This is a genomic window from Ensifer sp. M14 (assembly GCF_003355565.1).
Taxonomy (GTDB): Bacteria; Pseudomonadota; Alphaproteobacteria; order Rhizobiales; family Rhizobiaceae; genus Ensifer.
Genome location: NZ_QJNR01000018.1, coordinates 301,098 through 322,674, shown reverse-complemented (window position 1 = coordinate 322,674; position 21,577 = coordinate 301,098). Strand labels below are relative to the sequence as shown.

The 21,577-nt window shown below is 60.5% G+C and carries 19 protein-coding genes and 6 pseudogenes; 14 read left to right on the top strand and 11 right to left on the bottom strand.

The window, feature by feature from the left end:
* The first annotated feature begins 120 nt into the window (after positions 1–120).
* The gene (locus BLJAPNOD_RS35295) at positions 121–354 is read left to right on the top strand and encodes a hypothetical protein (protein ID WP_147294636.1); all 234 of its coding nucleotides are present in this window, start codon (positions 121–123) and stop codon (positions 352–354) included.
* 264 nt (positions 355–618) lie between these two features.
* Here the strand turns inward: BLJAPNOD_RS35295 and BLJAPNOD_RS34020 are convergent, their stop codons facing one another.
* Entirely contained in the window at positions 619–1,002 is a 384-nt protein-coding gene (locus tag BLJAPNOD_RS34020) for a type II toxin-antitoxin system VapC family toxin (protein ID WP_115423051.1), read from the bottom strand.
* Complete coding sequence (locus BLJAPNOD_RS34015; protein WP_115423050.1) at positions 999–1,199, bottom strand: type II toxin-antitoxin system VapB family antitoxin; 201 nt, start codon at positions 1,197–1,199, stop codon at positions 999–1,001. Before BLJAPNOD_RS34015 ends, BLJAPNOD_RS34020 begins: the two co-directional genes overlap by 4 nt.
* Before the next feature lie 462 nt (positions 1,200–1,661).
* On the opposite strand from BLJAPNOD_RS34015, the gene BLJAPNOD_RS34010 reads away from it, so the two are divergent.
* The 4 genes and pseudogenes from BLJAPNOD_RS34010 to BLJAPNOD_RS33975 form a co-directional block, all read left to right on the top strand.
* Positions 1,662–2,567 carry a tyrosine-type recombinase/integrase gene (locus BLJAPNOD_RS34010; RefSeq protein WP_115423049.1) on the top strand — a complete coding sequence of 302 codons (906 nt, stop codon included), beginning with the start codon at positions 1,662–1,664 and terminating at the stop codon, positions 2,565–2,567.
* Positions 2,568–2,570: 3 nt separating this feature from the next.
* Positions 2,571–3,704: pseudogene (locus tag BLJAPNOD_RS34005) on the top strand (IS91 family transposase); the annotation flags it as partial.
* A 685-nt stretch (positions 3,705–4,389) separates the two neighbouring features.
* The gene (locus tag BLJAPNOD_RS33990; protein ID WP_115423047.1) at positions 4,390–6,096 is read left to right on the top strand and encodes an adenylate/guanylate cyclase domain-containing protein; all 1,707 of its coding nucleotides are present in this window, start codon (positions 4,390–4,392) and stop codon (positions 6,094–6,096) included.
* Positions 6,097–6,494: 398 nt separating this feature from the next.
* Positions 6,495–6,622, top strand: a pseudogene (locus BLJAPNOD_RS33975) (transposase); the annotation flags it as partial.
* Between the two features lie 148 nt (positions 6,623–6,770).
* Here BLJAPNOD_RS33975 and BLJAPNOD_RS33970 read toward each other — a convergent pair.
* The 3 genes from BLJAPNOD_RS33970 to BLJAPNOD_RS33960 all read right to left on the bottom strand — a co-directional run bounded on the left by BLJAPNOD_RS33970 (position 6,771) and on the right by BLJAPNOD_RS33960 (position 9,971).
* Positions 6,771–7,667: an NAD(P)-dependent oxidoreductase gene (locus tag BLJAPNOD_RS33970; protein ID WP_115423046.1), complete on the bottom strand. Its 897-nt coding sequence runs from the start codon at positions 7,665–7,667 to the stop codon at positions 6,771–6,773.
* 286 nt (positions 7,668–7,953) lie between these two features.
* A complete protein-coding gene (locus BLJAPNOD_RS33965; protein WP_077498797.1) occupies positions 7,954–8,943 on the bottom strand; it encodes a sugar-binding protein in 990 nt (329 codons plus the stop codon).
* Positions 8,944–8,990: 47 nt separating this feature from the next.
* The gene (locus tag BLJAPNOD_RS33960; RefSeq protein ID WP_115423045.1) at positions 8,991–9,971 is read right to left on the bottom strand and encodes an NAD(P)-dependent oxidoreductase; all 981 of its coding nucleotides are present in this window, start codon (positions 9,969–9,971) and stop codon (positions 8,991–8,993) included.
* Between the two features lie 131 nt (positions 9,972–10,102).
* Between BLJAPNOD_RS33960 and BLJAPNOD_RS33955 the strand changes: the two genes are divergently transcribed.
* The 5 genes and pseudogenes from BLJAPNOD_RS33955 to BLJAPNOD_RS36315 all read left to right on the top strand — a co-directional run.
* On the top strand, positions 10,103–10,900 hold the full coding sequence (locus BLJAPNOD_RS33955; protein ID WP_077498793.1) for an ATP-binding cassette domain-containing protein: 798 nt from the start codon (positions 10,103–10,105) through the stop codon (positions 10,898–10,900).
* 35 nt (positions 10,901–10,935) lie between these two features.
* The gene (locus BLJAPNOD_RS33950) at positions 10,936–11,934 is read left to right on the top strand and encodes an ABC transporter permease (RefSeq protein ID WP_115423044.1); all 999 of its coding nucleotides are present in this window, start codon (positions 10,936–10,938) and stop codon (positions 11,932–11,934) included.
* A gap of 12 nt (positions 11,935–11,946) precedes the next feature.
* Entirely contained in the window at positions 11,947–12,120 is a 174-nt protein-coding gene (locus BLJAPNOD_RS33945) for a prevent-host-death protein (protein WP_115423043.1), read from the top strand.
* A pseudogene (locus BLJAPNOD_RS33940) lies at positions 12,120–12,509 on the top strand (type II toxin-antitoxin system VapC family toxin); the annotation flags it as partial. The gene BLJAPNOD_RS33945 and the pseudogene BLJAPNOD_RS33940, both read left to right, overlap by 1 nt.
* A gap of 92 nt (positions 12,510–12,601) precedes the next feature.
* Positions 12,602–12,715 (top strand): annotated as a pseudogene (locus BLJAPNOD_RS36315) (IS630 family transposase); the annotation flags it as partial.
* A gap of 82 nt (positions 12,716–12,797) precedes the next feature.
* Here the strand turns inward: BLJAPNOD_RS36315 and gcvA are convergent.
* Positions 12,798–13,727: a transcriptional regulator GcvA gene (gene gcvA, locus BLJAPNOD_RS33935; protein WP_115423042.1), complete on the bottom strand. Its 930-nt coding sequence runs from the start codon at positions 13,725–13,727 to the stop codon at positions 12,798–12,800.
* A 155-nt stretch (positions 13,728–13,882) separates the two neighbouring features.
* Between gcvA and BLJAPNOD_RS33930 the strand changes: the two genes are divergently transcribed.
* From BLJAPNOD_RS33930 to BLJAPNOD_RS33920, 3 genes are read left to right on the top strand one after another with little or no spacing between them, the layout of a single operon-like run.
* A complete protein-coding gene (locus BLJAPNOD_RS33930) occupies positions 13,883–14,353 on the top strand; it encodes a RidA family protein (protein WP_115423041.1) in 471 nt (156 codons plus the stop codon).
* Between the two features lie 2 nt (positions 14,354–14,355).
* Positions 14,356–15,537 (top strand): aminotransferase class V-fold PLP-dependent enzyme, encoded by a 1,182-nt coding sequence (locus BLJAPNOD_RS33925; RefSeq protein WP_115423040.1) that lies wholly within the window; start codon positions 14,356–14,358, stop codon positions 15,535–15,537.
* A gap of 41 nt (positions 15,538–15,578) precedes the next feature.
* Complete coding sequence (locus tag BLJAPNOD_RS33920) at positions 15,579–16,361, top strand: SDR family oxidoreductase (RefSeq protein ID WP_115423039.1); 783 nt, start codon at positions 15,579–15,581, stop codon at positions 16,359–16,361.
* 707 nt (positions 16,362–17,068) lie between these two features.
* Here the strand turns inward: BLJAPNOD_RS33920 and BLJAPNOD_RS33910 are convergent.
* Positions 17,069–17,798: pseudogene (locus BLJAPNOD_RS33910) on the bottom strand (transposase); the annotation flags it as partial.
* A gap of 34 nt (positions 17,799–17,832) precedes the next feature.
* Between BLJAPNOD_RS33910 and BLJAPNOD_RS35770 the strand changes: the two are divergent.
* A pseudogene (locus BLJAPNOD_RS35770) lies at positions 17,833–18,061 on the top strand (LysR substrate-binding domain-containing protein); the annotation flags it as partial.
* Here BLJAPNOD_RS35770 and BLJAPNOD_RS33900 read toward each other — a convergent pair.
* The 4 genes from BLJAPNOD_RS33900 to BLJAPNOD_RS35765 all read right to left on the bottom strand — a co-directional run bounded on the left by BLJAPNOD_RS33900 (position 18,046) and on the right by BLJAPNOD_RS35765 (position 21,371).
* Positions 18,046–18,285 carry a hypothetical protein gene (locus BLJAPNOD_RS33900; protein ID WP_147294635.1) on the bottom strand — a complete coding sequence of 80 codons (240 nt, stop codon included), beginning with the start codon at positions 18,283–18,285 and terminating at the stop codon, positions 18,046–18,048. The pseudogene BLJAPNOD_RS35770 and the gene BLJAPNOD_RS33900 sit on opposite strands and share 16 nt — an antisense overlap.
* A gap of 48 nt (positions 18,286–18,333) precedes the next feature.
* Complete coding sequence (locus BLJAPNOD_RS33895) at positions 18,334–19,050, bottom strand: MgtC/SapB family protein (protein WP_115423037.1); 717 nt, start codon at positions 19,048–19,050, stop codon at positions 18,334–18,336.
* 1,066 nt (positions 19,051–20,116) lie between these two features.
* The gene (gene rsgA / locus BLJAPNOD_RS33885) at positions 20,117–21,157 is read right to left on the bottom strand and encodes a ribosome small subunit-dependent GTPase A (RefSeq protein ID WP_077502284.1); all 1,041 of its coding nucleotides are present in this window, start codon (positions 21,155–21,157) and stop codon (positions 20,117–20,119) included.
* A 37-nt stretch (positions 21,158–21,194) separates the two neighbouring features.
* Positions 21,195–21,371 carry a hypothetical protein gene (locus BLJAPNOD_RS35765; RefSeq protein WP_171986842.1) on the bottom strand — a complete coding sequence of 59 codons (177 nt, stop codon included), beginning with the start codon at positions 21,369–21,371 and terminating at the stop codon, positions 21,195–21,197.
* Positions 21,372–21,577: the final 206 nt, after the last annotated feature.

Sequence of the window (21,577 nt, the reverse complement as noted above, 5' to 3'; positions counted from 1 at the left end):
AGCCCCGGCTGCGGGCCGAACTTCGAACAAGTCCTGCGCGTGAATCGCATTCACGTCGACTGCGGCGATCGACATGATGGCCGGGCTCGAAACTATCAAAGGCCGATGCGAGACCCGCAAATGTTGCGCATGAATGCTGGCGGTCGGCACGAAGGAGATTACTGTCTGCGCTCCCTTCTGCCCCTCGTTGCTCCAGAAATGATCACGAAGGCAGCAATCGTGAGCGGAAAACTATTGCAACAGGCGCGCCTTTATCGCTTGCTCAGCGAGGGTCAGTTGCAGAAGCGGCTCGCCACGCACGGAGCTCTCTTCGACGAGGTCCAACTGCTCCAGTCGCCCGACTACTTTTTCTGACAGGCGTTTTGATGCAGCCTCCTCGGGGTCAACGCCACATGCTCAAACATTGAGATGGGGTTACTGACCCCAAATCCGTTGGCACGGGGTGAAATTCCAAGGCGGTGCCAAGATCGGCCGGCCGCGCTGTTCGAACGCTAACGTCTACAACAGTATTCTCGTTATCTGCTTCGAAGGGCGTACAATGTATCGAGTGGAATTCTGCGCTCTGGCAGCGCAACCCTCAGACCTGCATGAACAACGGCTATCACTTTGATTGAGCATTTAGTTCTGCGCATTGGCAGAGTCATACAGTAAAGCCCCCGCCTTTTCAGCCGCTGCCCGCAGACGCTTGTCTCTGGTCCACAAGGTCGCTCGCGGATCGAGGAGAACCGAGGCCAGCAAGTGGGCATCTGTGTAGCCAATGCCCATACTGAAAATGGCGTGGCGATCAATCATCATCATGACTTCGTCGTGCGTTGCGACGAACGCTTCGCGTTGAGCTGCCAGGAAAGCTATCACGCTACCCCGGTCCCGAAGGCCGCCAAGTGCCAATTCACCAATCACTGTTGGATGGCAGAGGAGACGATCGTCCTCAATAATTCTACGCAACTCCGCATCGGCATGTCGGAAATGATCAATCCAGATGGAAGTGTCAGCAAGGATCACTTGGCAGCTGCGCTCCGGCGGCGTGGGGCTGCTTCCGCATCCGGCATAGTTCCCCCGAGCGCGATGAGGCGTCTTCCCGACTCAACCCGAACAAGCGTCTCCAACGCTTGGCGGACCAGGGCGGCGGTTTCTTTCGTGCCGGTTAGGGATCTCGCCCTCTCCATGAGCGCGTCGTCGAGGTTGATAGTCGAGCGCATCGTTTGGTTTCCTGATTTTGGTGCCTACGAATAGCACCATTTGGTGACGAAATCCACGCCTAGTGTCCACTCTGGTACGTGCAAAGCCGGCGACGTTGGCATGCTTGCCCTGTCTGGGGGGCTCTAAGTGGGTGCGCGGCCTAGCCGGCGCTATGCGTCGACATCGTATCCATGAAATTCAACAACTGCAGGAGCCGCGGGTTCATATCCCATCAAGGCGAGGGATAGGAGGCATCCGTGCCACCGGCTTCCCGTCGTTGAGTGATCTGAACGCCCGAGGAGCGTCAGGACGGATACTTCGTCAGTGCGACCCGAGCGTCTCAATTGGGCCGTCGAACGAACCCGCTGCGCGGGAGGGCGTCTGCGGTTGAGGTAAAGTGTCCCGGCTGGAGTTGGGGCCTGAATTGAACGTCGTCCGGCAAGGGCAGAGCATGACGAGCTTCTTCAACAAGGAGCTTGACCATGCAGTACCCCCATCTCAACACGCCTGTCAGCCCGCTGCGCCAGCGGTTGATCGACGACATGAACATGCGACGTTTCTCACGCGAAACGCAGCGCAACTATCTGCGCGACATCGGTCGCCTGGCAACCTTCCTCGGGCGTTCACCAGACACGGCAACCGCCGACGACCTGCGCCGGTTCCAGATCGAACAGCAGCAGGATGGCGTTCCCGTTCCGACGATGAACAGCATCGTGTCGGCGTTACGCTTCCTCTTCACCCGGACCCTTGACCGCCCGGACCTGGCACGCAGGCTCGTCCGGCTGGCGCATCCGCGTAACCTGCCTGTGGTGCTGAGCCGCGACGAGGTTGCCCGGTTACTCAATGCCACCACCTGCATGAAACACCAGGCAGCATTGTCGGTCGCCTATGGCGCTGGCCTTCGTGTCGCGGAGGTCTCCATGCTGAAGGTCACCGACGTCGACAGCGAGCGCATGCTGCTGCGCGTCGAGCGTGGCAAGGGTGGGCGCTATCGCAATGCCATGCTTTCGGAGGACCTGCTCACCCTGCTGCGCCAGTGGTGGAAGGTGGGGAGGCAGCAGGGTGTGATGCATCGCGACGGCTGGTTATTCCCCGGCCAACACGCAATGAAGCCGATCAGCACGCGGCAGCTCTATCGGATCGTGGTGGAGGCGGCCCAGGCCGCCGACATCGCCAAGCGGGTCGGGCCCCATACGCTGCGCCACAGCTTCGCCACCCACCTGCTGGAGGATGGGACGGACATCAGGATCATCCAGGTCCTGCTCGGGCACGCAAAACTCAACAACACCGCCCTCTACGCCAAGGTGGCGACCAGGACGGTCCGCACAGTTACGAGTCCGCTCGACAAACTCGGCCTGATCAAGCCGGAAGCCTTCCCCGACAGTTGAGCCTTGCGTGCCTCGATCGAGGTCGCCGACATCTTCCGTGCAGCCGGGGCGGCGTACCGGCGCGCGCATGCAGGACATCTGAGCCTGCCGCAACTGAAGGTGATGTCGGCGGTCGAGAACTGCCGCACTGCTGCCCTCGGCGGTCACGTCGAGGCCCGCGAGGACTGCGGTCAGTGGCGGATCGCCTACAACTCCTGCCGCAATCGGCATTGCCCAAAGTGCCAGGGTGCAGCGGCACGGACATGGCTTGCCGAAAGAGAGGCCGATCTGCTTCCCGTCGGTTACTTCCACGTAGTGTTTACACTGCCGGCCGAGGTCTCCGACATAGCGTTCCAGAACAAGGCGCTCGTCTATGACCTGCTGTTCAAGGCGGCGTCGGAGACGATGCTGACCATCGCGGCCGATCGCAAGCATCTCGGCGCGCGCATCGGCATCACCGCCGTGCTCTACACCTGGGGATCGGCGATGACGCACCATCCGCATGTCCACATGATCGTTCCGGGTGGCGGCATCACGCCAGATGGAAGCCGATGGATATCATCGCGCCCGGCCTTCCTGCTTCCGGTACGCGTACTCGGCAAGCTGTTCCGACGGCTGTTCCTCGCTCGCCTGGTCGCTCTGCACGACGCCGGGCGGCTCGGCTTCTTCGGCACCTTTGCTCATCTCGCCGAGCGGCGGGCATTCTTGCGGCATCTGTTGCCGGTCCGCAAGAAGCGCTGGGTGGTCTATGCCAAGGCACCGTTCGCGGGGCCGGAGGCAGTGCTCGCCTACCTGTCCCGCTACACCCACCGGGTCGCAATCTCGAACCACCGCCTGATCACCTTCGACGAAACTGGCGTCACCTTCCGCTACAAGGACTACCGCCGCGACGGCCGCGACCGGCAGCAGATCATGACGCTCGCGGTCGATGAGTTCATCCGCCGTTTCCTGCTCCATCTCTTGCCGCGTGGCTTCCATCGTATCCGGCACTACGGCCTGCTCGCCGGCTCAGCCCGCAAGACCAGCCTCGCGCTCGCGCGCGAACTTCTGCACGTCGCCACACCGATCGATGACGGCACACCGGGCGAACCGGATGACTTCCGCTCCCCATGCCCCTGCTGCGGCGGACGAATGATCGTCATCGAGGTGTTTGAACGCTGGAGGCAGCCGCGCGGACCACCGGATGCGACGGCGACAAACCGGGAGACGGCTTCATGGCCCGGCATGGAATGGGCAAGTCTTCAGCCGCAGGCCTCACGCCTCCGGCAACCGACCCGCATGCGTCCGTGGTGATCATCGCTGCCGACAGGGTTGCGACGAGCCGGGTGCCGTGCCGCCAAAGCCGCGCGGATGCGCAACGAAGCGACCTGCCCGCATCGATCGCTCCACTCTCTGGCTGTGCTCGCGCCACCGCACCAATCAGCCGTAGAGCGAGATCTCCATAGCCTTCGACTGTGGCCCGCGGGTTCCTTCTTCGGGGACTTTCGTACGCCCGCCGGCGCCCGAAACTCTTCACGGAGGAAGACTGGCCGCATCTGGAGAGTTGGCCAGAAATGCAGACTTAGCGCAGTTGCAGTTCGGGTCTCCCCCGGAACGCAATTTCGCGAACAGAACCGGGCACTTCCGCCGAAAGTCCCCGATCGCCGCCCATCACCAGACGTTCAAGAACCCTCCGCTTTCCGTGGATACTCATTTCCGTATAGCCCACTTCGACGCGGTCGGTCACAAGGAAGGATGACGGCTCGATGGAGGTGGAGATCGCCTGGACATACTTCTTGCCACTTGTTGACTCACCCGCGGTTGAACAATAACTTGCTAAATCGGTCGTTAGGCTTGTCCTCACATGACGGATCAATCTCTTCAGCGTCGTCTTGCCGCCATCGTCGTTGCCGATGTGGTGGGATATTCACGCCTGATGGAAGCTGATGAAGTCGCGACGCTGGCGAACCTCAGGGAACTCCGTTCTGGCGTTATCGAGCCGGCTGTGATGCGCCACAACGGTCGTATCTTCAAGGTCATGGGCGACGGATTCTTAATCGAATTCGGTAGCGCGGTGGACGCGGTCGCAGCAGCGTTGGAAATGCAACGGGCCACCACTGCTGTTGAGGCTTCCGGAGACCGGCGCCTGCTTTTGCGTGTCGGCGTCAATCTGGGAGATGTCATTGACGACGGTTCAGACGTCCTCGGCGACGGCGTCAATGTCGCAGCGCGCCTCGAGACGCAGGCCGCACCGGGAGGTATCTGCATTTCAGCCAAAGTTCACGGCGAGATCGTCGGCAAGATCGGCGACCGGTTCTTTGATGCAGGCGAACGCTACCTAAAGAACCTGACGCGCCCGGTCCACGTGTGGCATTGGCCGGATGCGCTGCAGAGCATATTGCCGCTGCCCGAATGTCCCTCGATCGCTGTATTGCCGTTCACGAATATGAGTGCGGATGAAGCGGACGCGCCTTTCGTCGACGGCTTGACCGAAGACCTGATCACCGACCTTTCCCGCACGGCTGGCCTGTTCGTCATCGCGCGCAATTCCGTATACGGCTACAAGGGCAAGCCGGTCGACGTACGGCTGGTCGCCCAGGAACTCGGCGTCCGCTACGTCCTCGAGGGGAGCGCCAGACGCGCAATGGGCCGTGTCCGCATCAATGCCCAATTGATCGATGCGCTTGGCGGCCAGCACTTGTGGGCCGACCGGTTTGACAGCACCGTGGAAGATGTTTTCGAATTACAGGATGAAGTTAACGCCAAGATTGTTGAAGCCCTCGTCGGCCGGCTGACCATCCCGACGCAGCGCAATCGGCCGAAGAACTTTGAGGCGTACGATCTGTGTGTGCGCGCCCGCCTCCTGACGGAAGAGTCACCACAAACTGAGCGTGAGGCCTATATGCTGCTCCAACGCGCGGTTAAGCTCGAGCCATCATATGCCGAGGCGGTCGGTCTGCTCGCCTATAACCGTTGGCTTGCGTGGACTCATTTCGGCGAACCCGAAGATCCCAACCGTCGGATGGCGGCGACGTTCGCGCAGAAGGCGGTCGACCTGGATCCCAACGATGCCGGCTGCCGTTACGTTCTGGGGACCATTCTGGCTTATGAGCGGCGATGGGACGAATCGGAAGCCGCCTTCGCGAAGGCCCTGGAGCTGGACCCCAACCACGCCGACACCTGGGCCGCCATGTCGGACATGTCCGTGCTGGACGGCAGGGTTGCCGACGGACTAGCGCAGATCGAAAAAGCTCTGCGGCTCAATCCCTATCCAGCCTGCTGGTATCTTTGTCATCTTGGGCAGGCGCAATACGCCGCGCGGGACTATGAGGCGGCAACCGCTACACTCCGCAGGAAAGATACGTATCGCACCAACTCACGCAAATTCCTGGCTGCTACGCTTGCGCAGTTGGGCCACCGTGAGGAGGCGCGGCGAGAAGCAGAATTGTTCCTGATCGCCCACCCTCATTTCACGATCGGCCATTGGCTCAGCTCCCAGCCGCTGCGCGATGCATCTGTACGAGACCACTTTGTCGACGGCTTCCGAAAGGCTGGCCTGCCGGAGATTTGACAGCGGGTGGGGACAATTCGGACGCGTTCGAGGACTTGATCAACGGATAAGCGCTACGCGAGAACGGCGGTCTGGATCGCAGTGCCAAGCTTTTTCAGACGCTCCACAAAACGCGTCAACCAGCCCGCGTCTCACATGACTTTTCCGCTGGACCGCCTTGCATCATGGTGGCGATGAGCCCGTAGCCCAGAATGAAGACAGGATGCTTTGCGAAACATTTAAGCAGCTTCGCCGAGACATGAAGGCGACGACACCTGAAGGAAGGCAAGGTTTTCTGAGGGGATCACTCTAGCAGAATCGCCACACCGGCCAGCAGCTGGAGAAGGGCGGCGCATCGCGCGTCGCTGTCGACGCCGGCTACACCCCGAACGACTGGCAGGCCGGCCAGACACTTCAGGCTATCGCCAAGACGCAAGACACGTGGCGGCAGCACCGTCATTTTGACCTGGCGATCGAGACAACCTTGACGTTGGGCGTGGTGTTTGGCTTGCCGCTACGGCAGTCAGAAGGCTTGTTGGAATCGGTGCGCCATCGGCTGCGCCGTGCTCAACCGGACGCTTGCCGGCGCACGCCCGAAATCCGTCCGCCGCAAGTCGGCCACGGTCTATCATGCCCCTCAAAGATACCCACCCCGCTCAGGTCCGGATCCATGCACCAAAGTGTTTGCCCGTACTTCAGTCAGCGGAGACGTATTTTCTCCAGCCATGCTCGCTGCGAAAGCCCAGCACGTCTCGGACCTTCCGATTCGAGAGCAGTGTCTCGAATTCACCGAGTTCCCTCTTGAGCGGCGTGCCCGGATAGAACCGGTCGATTAGCTCTCGGGTCGGCAGATCGGAAGAGGTGTCGTCGCTGGCTGCGTTGAAAATCTGGAACCCCAGCCCGTCCTTTTCCACGGCGCGAAGCGTGATCTGACCGAGGTCGCGCGCATCGATGTAGCTCCAGGCGATACGTTTGCGGAAGCCCGGGTCGGCGAACCATCCGGGAAACAATTCGTACTCATGCGGTTCGATGACGTTGCCGATGCGCAAGGCATAGATGTCGATGCCGCTGCGCGCCGCGAAGGCGCGAGAGGTCTGCTCGTTGACAACTTTCGACAGGGCATAGCTGTCCATCGGGTCGACATCATACTCTTCGTCGAGTGGGAAGTAGGTCGGGTTGCGGGGTTCGTTGGCGAAGACGAGGCCGTAGGTCGTCTCGCTGGATGCGATGACGACTTTGCGAATGCCAAGCTTCACAGCCGCTTCGATGACGTTATAGGTGCCGAGCGCATTGACGCGGAAAAGTTCGTTGTCGGGAGCGATCATGATGCGTGGAATGGCGGCAAAGTGCACGACGGCGTCGATCGGCTGCGGTCTCAAGGACGGGTCGAACTCGTGCAGCCCGGTGTAGCTCGACAGAGCGTTGAAGACTTGGCCGCTATCGGTGATATCGGTGATGAGCGTCCTGACCTTGGGATTGTCAAGCGGCCGGGCGTCGAGGTTGAGCACCTGGTGCCCACGTTCGACCAGGTATTGAACGACATGGCGGCCGGCTTTTCCGCTGCCGCCGGTGAAGATGATCCTCTTTGTCATTCTGCTCCCCACAATGTGCAATATACGCGTTCGCTCGCGCCAATGTGCTCAAAAACCATAGGTCGATGGCTCAGGCAATCGCCATCGCCAATTCGCCCCGAAGGGCCGGCAAGGTTGGTTTCGCGGCTGCCGATCGACACGTTCCGATGCTGTCGATCCCTGTCGCTCGCGTCAACAGGGACGAGCTTGATCCAGCCCGCGCCAGCGCCGTAAAGGCGCGACGCGGGCTCGGCCGGATGCGAAGGGTTTTGTCCGGACACGCACGACCGTGTCACGGACGGGCCTGTCACTTCTGGATGCACGTATCGACCGTATCCTTGGTGCATTCATCAAGACCGGTGAACACCGGATCTTCCACTGGCTTTCCGGCGATCAGGTCCAGCATGACAGATGGCGCCTTGTAGCCCATTTCGAACGGGCGCTGTCCGACAAGTGCCGTCACCAGCCCTTCGCGGGCGATGGCCACCTCATCACCAATCGTGTCTGCGGCGCCGATGACGAATTCGTTCGTGGCAATCTTTTCCGCTAACGGCTTGAAGAGATCGCGGTAGGGCTGCGGTGCGCCGAACAGCGGCCAGCCGCCCATGATGCCGAAGGCATCGAGGTCCGGGTTGGCTGCAAGAATGTCCGTCATCGCCTGGACGCCTTTGGCCCCGTCGTCATTGGTGAAAACCGGGCAGCCGGCGACTTCCGTCCAGCCTCCTTCGCCCTTCAGTTCCGTTAGCCCCTCTTTACCGGTCAGCGTGTCGCGCATTCCCTGGGCCCGGCGCAAGATATTGTCCGCTCCCGGATTGCCTTCGATCGTGCAGATCTTGCCGCCACTCGGCTTGGCCTTCTTGATGTATTCGCCGATGCGCGCGCCCATCAGGTAGTTGTCGGTTCCCAGATACGTCTTGCGCAGAGCCGAATCCTCCTTGGCGAGGTCGGCGTCGAGCGTCATGACCGGGATCGTCGGGTTCGCGGTCTTCAGGGTCTGAGCGATCAGTTTGGCGTTCGACGGCGAAATTGCGATTGCAGCCGTGTCGGCCTTGCCGAGCATGTCCTGAACGATCTGCGCTTCGCCAGCTTCGTCGGATGTCGAGGCAGGGCCGGTGTAGAAGCATTCATACTCGGAGTCCGGATTCTCCTTGTTCCATTTCTGGCAACCCTGGTTGATCGCTTCGAAGAAGGGGTTGTCGAGCCCCTTCACGACGATGACGAGCTGCTTCTTGGCCAATGCCTGGCCGGCACAAAGCGCCAGGACGGCAACGGCGGCCAACAATACTGTCTTTCTCATTCTTTCCTCCCATTGAACAAGCGGACAGCGTCTGTCCGCGGCACAAATCAACCCGGATACCAGACGATACGAGGATCGTTTGGCTGACGCTCGTATTGCCAGGCCGAGTCGATAAGCTTTTCGAGATCGTAGTCAGGGCGCCAATCCAGAAGGTATTTCGCCTTGCTGTTGTCCATCCAGTTCGAGTGGAAGGCGCTGGGGACGTCGACCGAAGCGAGGCCGCGCGTGCGCGCGAGGTAGCCTGCGACCTCACCGTAATCGACCGGAAGATCCATAGAGACGTTGAACAATTGCCGCGCCGCGCGTGGATTGTCGATCGCCGAAAGGATTGCGTTCACCAGGTCGCTGACATGCACGAAATTGCGTTTGAGCGGCCGGCCGTCTGCATCGCGCAGGAGCGGCACTGTCCCTGTGTCGGCGTATCGCCGCGCTTCTTCGGGTGAAAAAAAGGTCTTCCAGTCGGGTCCCCCGAACACATCGTCGCCGAACGACAAGGTCAGTTTGAAGTCGTCCTTCTCCATGATCCACGGCGCACGCAGGCAGCAACCGTTCGTTCCATATTGAATCGAGTATTGCTCGAGCATCACTTCTTCGAGGACCTTCGATAGCGCGTAGCAGCCGGGATAGGCGCGGTGCGGCGTCTTCTCCGTTACCGGGCCATCGTGACGATGGAAGAAATGGCCGACCGCCGCGTCGCCGCCCACGAGGATGAATTGGCGCGCGGGCTGGCTGCCCCGGAAGGCCTCGAGTAGCCAGAACATTCCCTTGATCGAGATGTCCATGACATCGTCCGGCGTTTCCTTGCAGGTGGCGAGGTGCACGACATGGGTGACCCCGTTCATTGCCGCTTCGGCGACACCGCGGTCGGCAATCGTTCCGTAGACCACGTCCATTCGCTCGGACGGATCAAGCCGCCGATTGTGGCAGAGCGCACGGATTCGCGCCCTCGAAAAACGGGGATGGTCAAGCAGCCTCGCGATGAGGTTCCGCCCGACCTTGCCCGTTGCACCGGTGACAAGGATAAGCATGCTCGTCTCCAACCGATGCCTAATATACAGGGCAACGTGTATTTGTCATACAAAACAGTTTCTACGCAGAGGACGTCATTGACGCCTTCATAAGGATTTGCGTAAATAAGCTGTCGACCGCTGGGTGAAGACTGTGGAACGATCGCGCCGCTTGGCGCTCCGGCGCGCTTCGGGAGGCAAGAAGGCTGGTGGCGACACTTGAGATCACCAACATTTCCAAGCACTTCGGTGCCATCCAAGCGGTTAGCGACGTTTCGCTTTCGCTGGAGGCGGGGCAGGTGCTCGGCCTCATGGGAGATAACGGCGCCGGCAAGTCGACGCTGGTCAAAATGATTGCCGGGAATTACCGTCCGAGCCAGGGAACGATACGGCTCAACGGCAGCGAAATCGTGCTGCATCGGCCGATAGAGGCGAGGCAGCACGGCATTGAAATCGTTCACCAGGACCTGGCGCTTTGCAACAATCTATCGGCGGCGGCCAACGTTTTCCTTGGGCGCGAGCTCAGGCGCGGTTTCGGCCCTTTGCGTGTGTTAGACTATAAGGCGATGTACAGGCGCGCCGGAGAAATCTTCAGGGAACTTCGATCCGAAACGCGGCCCCGTGATCTCGTGCGGCAGATGTCCGGCGGGCAAAGGCAGGCGGTCGCGATCGCGAGAACGATGATTTCCGAGGCAAAGATCGTCCTCATGGACGAGCCGACGGCCGCCATATCGGTGCGCCAGGTCGCCGAAGTGTTGCATCTGATCCGAGGGCTGCGCGACCGCGGCATTGCGGTCGTGCTCATCAGCCATCGCATGCCGGACGTTTTTGACGTTGCCGATCGTGTCGTGGTCATGCGGCGCGGCCGAAAGGTTGCCGACAAGCCGATCTCGCAGACATCGCCTGAGGAAGTGACAGGATTGATTACCGGCGCCATCGAAAGAGGATGAGCGCCGCAGAGCTGCATCGAGGGAATGCTTAAACGATGGCAACGACGCTCGACCAGACGATGGCTCAGAAACGGCGCACGCTGGGTGCTGCCGTCCTCGCCAACCAGACCTTCTGGGTGTTGCTCGCCGTCATACTGGCGTGCATCTTCCTGTCCTTCGCGACGGATTCGTTCGCTACCTCGAAGAACCTTTACAACATCACCCGCAACGCCACTTTCGTGGCGATCATTGCCCTCGGAATGACGCTGGTTATCATCACCGGGGGCATCGACCTATCGGTCGGGTCGGTGTTGTGCCTATGCAGCATGGTCCTCGCGGTGGTCATGCATTCCGGTTACAGTATCGAGGTTGGCATTGCGGCCTCCGTGGCAACGGCGCTTCTTATCGGCGCATTCAACGGCTTGCTCATCGCATACGTCGGGTTTCCCCCTTTCGTCGTCACTCTCGGCATGCTTTCGATTGCGCGAAGTCTGGCGATGGTCGCGTCCAACAACACGGTGGTTTTTCAGTTTGGCCCGGACCACGACAAGCTGCTTGCGCTTGGCGGTGGGGCATGGCTGTTCGGCATCGCGAACCCGGTGATCTACATGATCGCTTTGACGTTGCTGACGGGATTCGTCCTGCGGTGGACACGACTGGGCCGCTATATCTACGCTATCGGCGGCAACGAACAGGCGGCAACTGCCACCGGTATTCCGGTGCGCCCGATCAAAGTTGGTGTCTATATGATTTCGGCCCTTTCGGCCGGCGTTGCGGGCATCGTCCAGACCGGTTGGCTCGGAGCGGTGACAACCAATATTGGCGCCGGGATGGAACTGCAGGTCATCGCGGCGACGGTGATCGGCGGTGCCAACCTGGCCGGCGGCACAGGCACGGCTCTTGGCGCACTGGTTGGCGCAGCGCTCATCGAGGTTATCCGCAATAGCCTCGGGCTGCTCGGCATCAACGCATTCTGGCAAGGAACGTTCATCGGCGGCGCCACCATCCTCGCGGTCCTGTTCGACCGCATTCGCAATTTCCGGCAGTCTGAGTAGCTGAACGATCCCATGCTGCGCGGTGAGCGCGCGGCCGTCGTGCTGTCCGCTCATGACTACGACGCTCTGCGCGCCGGCCGGCCAACGCTGGTCGACGATCTGCTTGGCGGTCCCGCTTGGGACGATCAACTCGCTGTTGCGGTGAATGTACGCGTCAAGACGCCAAGCCGCGATGTGGCCTTCTGATGTATCTGATTGACACTAACCCCGTCTCAGAGGCGCGAGGCGGCACGCCGCAGGCGGTGTCCTGGCTGCGCTCTATCGATCCGCTCGGCATCCACCTGAGTGCGCTCACCCTCGGCGAAATCATGCGCGGCATTGCCCTGAAACAGAGGTCGGATCCGAAGACCGCCGCGCACCTCACCGAATGGCTGCGCAAGCTGCGCCACGACCATGGCGACCGCATTTTGCCGATAACCGACCAAATCGCGGTCGAATGGGGCCGCATCGCGGCAATCCGCCCCCGCGGCGATATCAACGGGTTGATCGCCGCGACCGCGATCGTCCACGATCTCATCCTTGTCACACGCACCGTCAAGGATTTTGAAAACACAGGCGCCTCCGTGATCAACCCTGGGAGACGTCGGCATGAGCCGCTCGGCCTCGATCACCCGGTGCATGTCGGAATTCCTATCGGCCGAGGTGGTGCGCTCCTGTGGCATGCCCAAAGCGAACTGTTGAAGACACCTGGCGTCACGCCGGAGTGCTCGTTCGCACAATCCAGCCGGACGAATGCAACAGCTATCTCGCCAACGTCGGCTACGCTTCCGTCAAACCATAAACCGCTTGTCTTATGACTTTCTGCGCCGAACGAGTGAAGAATGAACTCCCCACGCCCCTGTATGCCGTCCCAGTAATAGAGTTCATATGCCTTTGTCGGTTTCTCCATGTTCGTGGCCGGACACGGCTCTGGTTTCGGCGATCAGCCAATCCATAAACGTTTGGGCCGCCGGAGCGATCCTGCACCCTTTGGGTGTCAACAGCCAATGGGCGGTTCTGGTGGAGGTGATCGTCTGCGCAAATGGCTGCACCAGACGCCCGGTCCGCACATGATCGCGGATGAGCAGCATGCGGCCGATGGCAATGCCTTGTCCATCCAGCGCGGCCTGCAGGGTGATGTTGTAGTCCGTCAGCTGGATGGAACGGGCGCGGGACAGATCAAGCCCCACGGCATCCGCCCAGACGTGCCAGTCGACGGGCTTTTTCGCAAACAGCAGGGTGTGGTGGAGCAAATCCTGCGGCATTGCGATGGTGCGGTCCGATTGCAGGAGCGCCGGGCTGACAACGGGGCTGAGTTGTTCGGCCATGAGCAGCTGTGCATTGACCCCGGGCCACTTTCCGGCGCCGTAGCGGATGGCCATATCGGTCTCCCCGGCGACAACGTCTGCGGTGCGCAGGGTGGGATCGAGTTCAAGGTTGATGTCGGGGTGCAGCGATTGAAATCCGTGCAAGCGTGACACGAGCCAGTTGGCGGCAAAGGAAGGCAGCAGGCTGATGCGAACGACAGCGCTCGTGCTCCTGCTGCGCAATTTCGTGGTGGCGGCGGCGATGAGGCGGAATGCATCGATGGTGCATGCATGATATTCCTCGCCCGCGGGGGTCAGAACGATGCCGCGTGCTTTGCGGACGAACAGCGGCAGGCCGAGAAACTCCTCCAGCTGACGGATATGATGGCTGACAGCGCTTTGAGTGATCAGCAGTTCGTCGCCTGCCCGGCGGAAGCTCATCAGCCGCGCGACTGCCTCAAAGGCTCGAAGTGCCTGCAGCGGCGGCAAGGTTGTGGAGGAGCGCATCGGGCCTCGTGCTTTCGCGGACGTGTCATCGGGTTGGCAATCAGGGTATCGGGCTTTGCAGACATTAGCCAGATCGATCGGTAATGCCGCTGTTTTGAATTGGATTTGCGGAGCGGCGCGGCCGATGATGCCAGCACATTCAGCCGGAGATGATGATGTCAGCCACTATAGCAGAGAAGCTTGCAACTCTTGGTCACGACCTGCCGGTCGCGTCGGCGCCCGTTGCCAACTATGTATCCGTTGTCCGCGCGGGCAATCTGTTGAGCATATCGGGGCAGATCAGCCGTATCGATGACGGCAACGCCGTCCTGGGTGTTGTCGGTGCGTCCGTTTCCCCCGAAGAGGGCCGCAGAGCAGCCGAGATCGCGGCGATCAACGTGCTGTCGCAGATTGCGGCAGCAACCGACGGGACGATTGCAAGCGTGCGCCGTATCGTCCGCCTCGGTGTCTTTGTATCGGCGACACCTGATTTTACCCAGCATTCGCAGGTGGCCAATGGCGCATCGGACCTGATGGTTGCCGTGTTCGGCGATGCCGGACGCCATAGCCGCGCCGCCGTCGGCGTCAGCTCGCTGCCACGCGGTGTTGCCGCGGAGGTGGACGCGCTGGTCGAACTGGAGGACTGACCGTGACGCAAACCCTCGATATTGACCAGCTGCGCTCGGAGACGCCAGGCTGTGCCGTCAATACCCATTTCAACCATGCCGGCTCGTCACTGCCTTCCAATGCCGTGCTTGCGGAGGTGACGGAGCATCTGCAGCGTGAATCTCTCTACGGTCCCATGGAAGCCGCCGCCAATGCGGCGGGCCTGATCGATGAGGCAAGGGTGGATGCCGCGGGTCTCGTCGGCGCAACACCCGCCGAAATGGCCTTCTCCAGCAGCGGTTCCGCTGCTTGGGGGCTGGCCTTTGCCGCCTTGCCACCGCTTATGGCGGGTGACCGCATTCTGGTCGGCCGTCAGGAGTGGGGTGGCAATCTGTCGACCATGCAGGCGGCCGCCAAAAGGGTCGGTGCGCGCATCGAGACCATCCCTGTCCATGAAGACGGCAGCGTGGATGCCGATGCCCTTGCAGCCATGATCGATGATCGCGTTCGGCTTGTTGCCTTGACATGGCTTCCGGCCAATGGCGGGCTCATCAACGATGCTGCCGCCATCGGCAAGGTAACGCGCGCTGCCGGCATTCCCTACTTCATTGACGCGGCGCAGGCGCTCGGCCAGCTGCCCGTGGATGTCAGCGCCATCGGCTGCGACATGCTCAAAGGTTCGGGCCGAAAATTCCTGCGCGGCCCGCGCGGCGCGGCCATCCTCTACCTGCGCAAAGCATTCCTCGAAAAGCTGGAGCCAGCCTATCTCGATGTGCTTTCCGCATCGTGGGGCGAGGATGGACCGAAGGTGCGAACGGATGCGTTGTGCTTCGAAACAAGTGAAAAGTCGATTGCCTTGCTGTTGGGGCTGGGCGCAGCGTTGAAACAGGCGCGCAGCCTCGGCGTGGATGCGATCCGCCAGCGGATCAGGCATCTTTCCGGGCAATTGCGTGATCAGCTGACGAGCATTCCGGGCGTCACCGTTCGCGACCTCGGCACGGAGAAATCGGGACTAGTGTCGTTTACGGTGGCAGGCATTGCGCCGCAGACTCTTCGCAGCAAACTTGCGGAAAAGCGGATTACGATCGCGGCAAATGGGATACCCTACACTCCGCTCGACATGACGGCTCGCGGCCTTAACGAGGTTGCGCGCGCTTCGGTGAGCTATCTCAACACAATAGATGAAATTGACCGTCTTTGCGACAATGTCGCTGCGCTTGCGTAGCAGGCCGCCGCTTGACGGAACGAAGGACAGGTGAGGACAGGATGGATCTGGGAATTAGAGGCAAGCGGGCAATTGTCTGCGCGAGTTCGAAGGGGCTAGGCCGCGGCGTTGCGGAAAAACTGGCGGAAGCGGGCGTCGATCTGACGTTGAATGCGCGCTCGGAAGCGGTGCTGCGCGAGACGGCGAAAGAGATCGCCGAGACCTACGGCGTCAAGGTGCAGATCGTTGCGGCGGATGTAACGACGGAGCAAGGGCGCAAGGAGCTTCTGGCCGCCGAACCGCAGCCGGATATCCTGGTCAACAATGCCGGCGGCCCGCCTGCCGGTCTCTGGTCTGACTGGCACGAAGAAGAATGGCTGAAGGCGGTCAATGCCAACATGCTGACGCCGATCTATCTGATGAACGCGATCCTCCCCGGCATGATCGAGCGCAAATGGGGACGTGTGGTCAACATCACGTCCGGCTCGGTGAAATCTCCCATTGCCCAGCTCGGCCTGTCGAATGCCGCGCGCAGCGGTCTTACCGGTTTTGTCGCCGGAACCGCTCGGCAGGTGGCGCGCTACGGCGTGATCATTAACAATCTGTTGCCGGGCTCGCACGAGACAGACCGGATCAAGGGGTTTCTGGAAAAGACCTCTGTGGCCAGGGGGATCTCCATCGAACAAGCGCGCGCCGAAGCCCACGGCGCCATTCCGGCCGGCCGGTTCGGAACCAAAGAGGAGTTCGGCGCAGCGGCGGCGTTCCTGTGCAGCCGGCATTCCGGCTTTATTGTCGGGCAGAATCTTCTGCTCGATGGCGGCGCCTTCAACTCAACCTTGGGATGAAGGCATTTATCAATGCGGCGCGTTCCAGAGAGTGCGGTTTCGGCTTTGCAGCCAGCGTTTCCACTCTCGTGTTCTTTCGGCGGGGAAGTTTGTGAAGGAGCGCCTCCGCCTCTGTTGCAGATGAGAAATGGTGGCTCAAGTCTTGGCAGCTGGCACGCGTTCCTGGCCGAAACTCCTGCGCCGGAATGGACGCTGGATCATCCCATCCGCAATTGCGAGCTCAGGAACGTGACGCAGATCGACTTCAGGATCGGGCTTGGCTCGCCTGGAGCAAGGACGACCCGACCGCTGTGCGCGATAACATCATCGATGTTGCGCGGTTGTTGGTTAGGGCGGGAAGGTGAGGGCAGGACACATTGGTATTGCTGCCGGAGCGGCGTGCCGGGACTAGTAGACCCCGGGGTTCCCGCCGCCCCTTCAGGCAGCGCATCTCTAATCGGCGGGTCGAGGTCAAGCGCTTTTCGAGCGTTCCACCTGGCGCGGCGTTCGACATTCCTTCGCGGCCCGTGCTTCTCTCGGGGATCGGCAATCAGCCCTCCCACCATGGGGTTCACAAGATGATGGGTCCAATCTATGCTGCAACCTGATGACATTTCATCGATATAGCGGCGCCCACGAACTCACATCACCATCGTCCGCGAAGGACGTCTTCCGCCGCTCAGCGGAACTCTGAATGTGCTTTCCTGACTTCTTTGGATCTGCCTTTCTTACACGGGCAAGGCGCCGGCCGATTCCCGTGTCCACCGGAATTCTGAGCCGTCTACCCACATCCGATGCATAACCACCGCAAGCCTGCGCGCCAAAGCAACGTTGGCTTTCTTCTTACCATGCCGCCTGGCAATGTTCATTGCCCACGCTTTTAGCCAACACCATTTGACTAAACGCGTCAGCATCGTCTGCGCCGCCTCATACAAAAGTGACCGCATCATCGCGTCTCCGCATAGAGAGATATGGCCGATCCTTTTGCTTCCGCCGGACTGGTTGAGAACGGTCGTGAGTCCGAGAGCGGCTCCCGCCGACCGCGAATTGTGGAACCGGCTGCGCCTCCTGAACAACCTTCTTGTCCAGTTTGGCGAATTCCGCGCGCAGCTTGCGCCGTCCAGCGAGTAAAGGCTCCATGATCTCCCGTAGGTCGGCGTCCGCCGCAACGAGCTCGCGTACTCTCTCCTCGAACGTCCCTGCCGATACCACGCCGACCTTAAGCCCGAAGTTGCGCAGGAGCCCACGCATATCGTTCTCGAGCGCGATCGCCTTTTCCTGCAGCAGCGCGCGAGCCGTCAACAGAGCACGACGCTTCTGGCTTGTGAGCGTCTTCACGTGCACATTCTTGAAAAGTCCGACCCGCATCATGTGCGCAATGCCACGCGCGTCGTTGCGGTCGCCTTTGTTCGTTTGCGAAGTTTTTAAGAAGCCCTTCGTATGACGCGTCTCGATGCAGAATCGAAATCCGCTCAGTTGAAGCAAACCGAGGCGCAAGATCAGGATCGGAACCGTCTATCCGGCAACGATCGGTCTGCTGCCGGCGCTCCTGGCCCCGCATCGGCCGCAAGTATTCCGATATCGAGCTGCATATCATGAGCGGTTCGACCAACGACATCATCCGCGGCCTTTAGACCGGCCAGATCTTCATCCGCCCCGCCGAAAACATCGGTTCGCTCCGGTTCTTCTCGATCGCGCATGAACGTTATCTTCTGGAGATTTGATGATACGTTGGGGCTAATTGCCCTTGTCGTTCGAGGAGACGCAGCAAGACCCTGTTGGCATGGGTGAAATTAGGGAGCTGATCCTGGAGGTGGTATGCCCATTTATCACCGTGAAAGAGGTTATTGCGGAAGCGCCAGACCAGCACGGTGAGCAGCCAATCGCGTGGATCGTTGTCGCTGCCATCGCAAACCAACCAGATAACGGCGGGTTTGGTCGTCACGCAGATCCTCGGCAAGCTGTATTCCGGCGAGTAAACGGCCCACGAATGCTATTCGGGCGCGGTCGTCGATGTCCACTTGCCAGACAGGACGAGTGGCGACAGGCTGAGATCGCCGACGACCTGCTCGACCAGTTGGTTCTGCTCCCTTGCGGTGTAGACGACGGCTTCGACTGCGACAATGCCACCCTCGCTCGCAGAGTGACTTTCAAGTCCCCGGAGACGCAGCTTTCGCGCCTCCATCGCCTGCAGCAGGGCTGAGCGCACGACGGCCTCTTCCTGGGCCAGGCATTTCAGCTCGATCATGTAATAACGCTCGACGGCTTCCTTCTCCGGCGCGTGCCGCTCGATCAGCGCGCCGATGCGGGGCATGGTGAGGTTGATCAGGAGAACGAACGCGCAGGCCTCAGACGCCGCAAGCAAATAGCCATAGCCGGCCAGCACGCCGACGGCACCGGTAGACCAGACCGTCGCCGCTCCGCTCAAGCCCCGAACGCTCAGCCCATCACGCATGATCAGGCCGGCCCCGAGAAAGCCGATCCCGGTCACGACCTGCCCGCCCATGCGCACATCCGTGCCGCCGTCGATCAGCATGCCAAGCGAGGTGAAGGCCGCAGCACCCAGCGAAACCAGCGCATGAGTGGTGAGACCCGTGTACCGCTGTCGCCACTGACGCTCCAGCCCGATCACCATACCGAGGAAGGCGGCGATGGCGAGATTGGGCGTGATCGACAGCTCGTTCAGGAGGGTTGATCCAAAAGACGACATTCGCATTTCCTGTTCAGCATGCGCGACAAGGAGAGCCTGAAGGGGCTTGAGCGATTGCTGGCGCGGGTCGATTTAACCGGCTTGCCACAGGACTTGCAAGCGGCTTGCACCCGCCGACAATAGCGCCCGCTAAAGAGAGGTGCGATAACTTCAGTCGCTGCAAATTTGCAGCAAGCCAGCGCCGCATCGGGATCATGGCCAATAGGAAGATTCCGATTGCCGCGTCCACCGCGCGAGGAGGCTGAACCAACATTGTCCCCGCGGCCAATGCGGATGCCGGTATTCTCGTTGCGGCGTAGGCTGCACCCCCGCGCCAATTTCTGTTGGCAGTCTCAAATGCTTGATCCGCTGTTTCGGCGACGCCCTCGAGAAAAAACTCGAGTCAAGCGTCGCAAGTGCCGTATTCGCAGGACTTCCTGCAGCACCCGGGACGGCCCGGCCCGTGTACCCCTTCCGAAAAGGCTCGACTACCCGAAGATCCCCCCCACTTTTTTCCGCTCCCCGGCACGCCTTTACGGCTGCCAAGGTTCGGGCCTTATCGGCTCCAATGAGGAACAACCAACAATGTCAACGGCAAGAATTGCAACCAGCCGCCGTTGCGAACGAACAGCTTCAATACCCGTCTTTGCAGGCGCGACTGTTCCAGCCATTGCGAAGGCGCACGGTTGGACTGCCGACACTATCGACGTCGTCTTCTGGCCCGCGACTTCTACAGCACCACGCAGGACCATTGGACGGCCTGGCGCGAGCTGGGTCTGCGAAATTCCGTCAGCAGGCAGGACCCGGGCGCGTTCGCACGACACATCTTGTTCGCGATTGCAGATCTGATGCAAGCTGCCCGGCAGCCACCCCGTTGCGGCGCGACCGACATGACGGAGATTGAGAGAGTACGCTCCGATCGTGCGGAAGCGCTCAGAACCCGGTCGATGAGGGGGAAGCTGGCATTGAAAGGGCCGGAGCGATATCGTCAGCGCATAGCCGAGCGCGGCGAGATGTTGCTCAGTGTTTTCGCCACGCCGCTTTGCAAACGGGTTCTGTGTTCGTATCTCTTCAAGGCGTCAGACCTTCAATATTTCTTTTTGCGAACGATCTTGTTGCCGCGTGGTCCGCTGATGACAGGTGTTCTGTCACGGTTTTCAGAAACAAGACTTCGCCAGCGTTCAATACGGTCGGCGGCCAAAGTGCCGCTTTTGACAGCTGCCTGAACCGCGCAGCCCGGCTCATGCGCATGGGTACAATCGCGAAATCGGCAACGCGGTGCCAGTTCCGTTATGTCGGAAAAAAGCGTGTCGATCCCGTCGGTGATATCGCTGACGTAAAGTGTTCTTATTCCGGGCGTGTCTATGACCCAGCCGCCGCCCGGAATGGCATGCAGCGAGCGCGCGGTCGTGGTGTGACGGCCTTGCGCGTCATGTTCGCGAATAGTCCCGGTTTTCTGCTTTGAGTCAGATGCAGGTCCGGTCAGCGTGTTCACCAACGTCGATTTGCCTACTCCGGACGATCCGACCAGGGCGATCGTTTGGCCAACGCCGCACCAGGAACTCAACAGGGAGCTTGCATCGGCTGAGCGCCCATTCAGGGCAACGACAGGTAGGTCACGCTGCAAAGCCTCGGCTTTGGCCTGAAATACTCCAACGTCGTCCGCGGTGTCAGCCTTGGTCAACACGATGACCGGTTTGCTGCCCGCCTGGTTGGCCATGATCAGGTAACGTTCCAGCCGGTCAACATTGAAATCGGCGTTGCACGACGTCACGATCAACAGTGTGTCGATGTTGGCAGCAACAAGTTGTTGGCCACGTCCGACTTCCGGGCGTCGCATAAACACGGTTTTCCGGTCAAGCCGGCTGACAAACATGTCGGACTTGGGATCGGCAAGCACCCAATCGCCCACCGCGAAGTCAGCCGTATTGGCATTGGCTGGTAGCTCTAGCCTGACTGACCCCGTGGCGCCCATCGCCTCAATGCGTGCCCGGTGCACCGATGCGACGCGCATGGGTACGAGGTCTTCCTCGGTCGGCTTTACCTGATCCGCAAAAAAGCCAGACCAACCAAGCATTTCCAACGCTGAGTGGAGACAGGAGTTCGTCAAATTTTGCTTCGCATTCATTGACAAAGTTTGCCTTTGATTTTTGCAGGCTTCCTGCCTAGTTGCGCTGATGATCTCGCTTCGGCAAAGAATTTGCGTAAGCAGCGGCCTCGCCGGAGTAGGGAAAATCGTCCCCTAACTGACGGTCACCGTCATAAACTTTGAAGGCGGGTCCATCGACTTCGACGATCTTATACCCATTAACGTATTCAAACTTTGGCGTTTTCCAACCCATAAATGCTCTCCAGTTTCGGTCCAGTGTTTCCGAACTCTGGAATGATGTCCGGCTGTCATACTTCGCCGTCTATCGCCATATCACGTGCCTGCACAAAAGACGAACGAGCCAACACCGGTTCGTATCCCATAAAGAGAATAGATCTGATGGTTGCGCGGCGGCAATCAAGGTGAGATTCAGCGTCAATCAGGATGAGACTCGGCGGC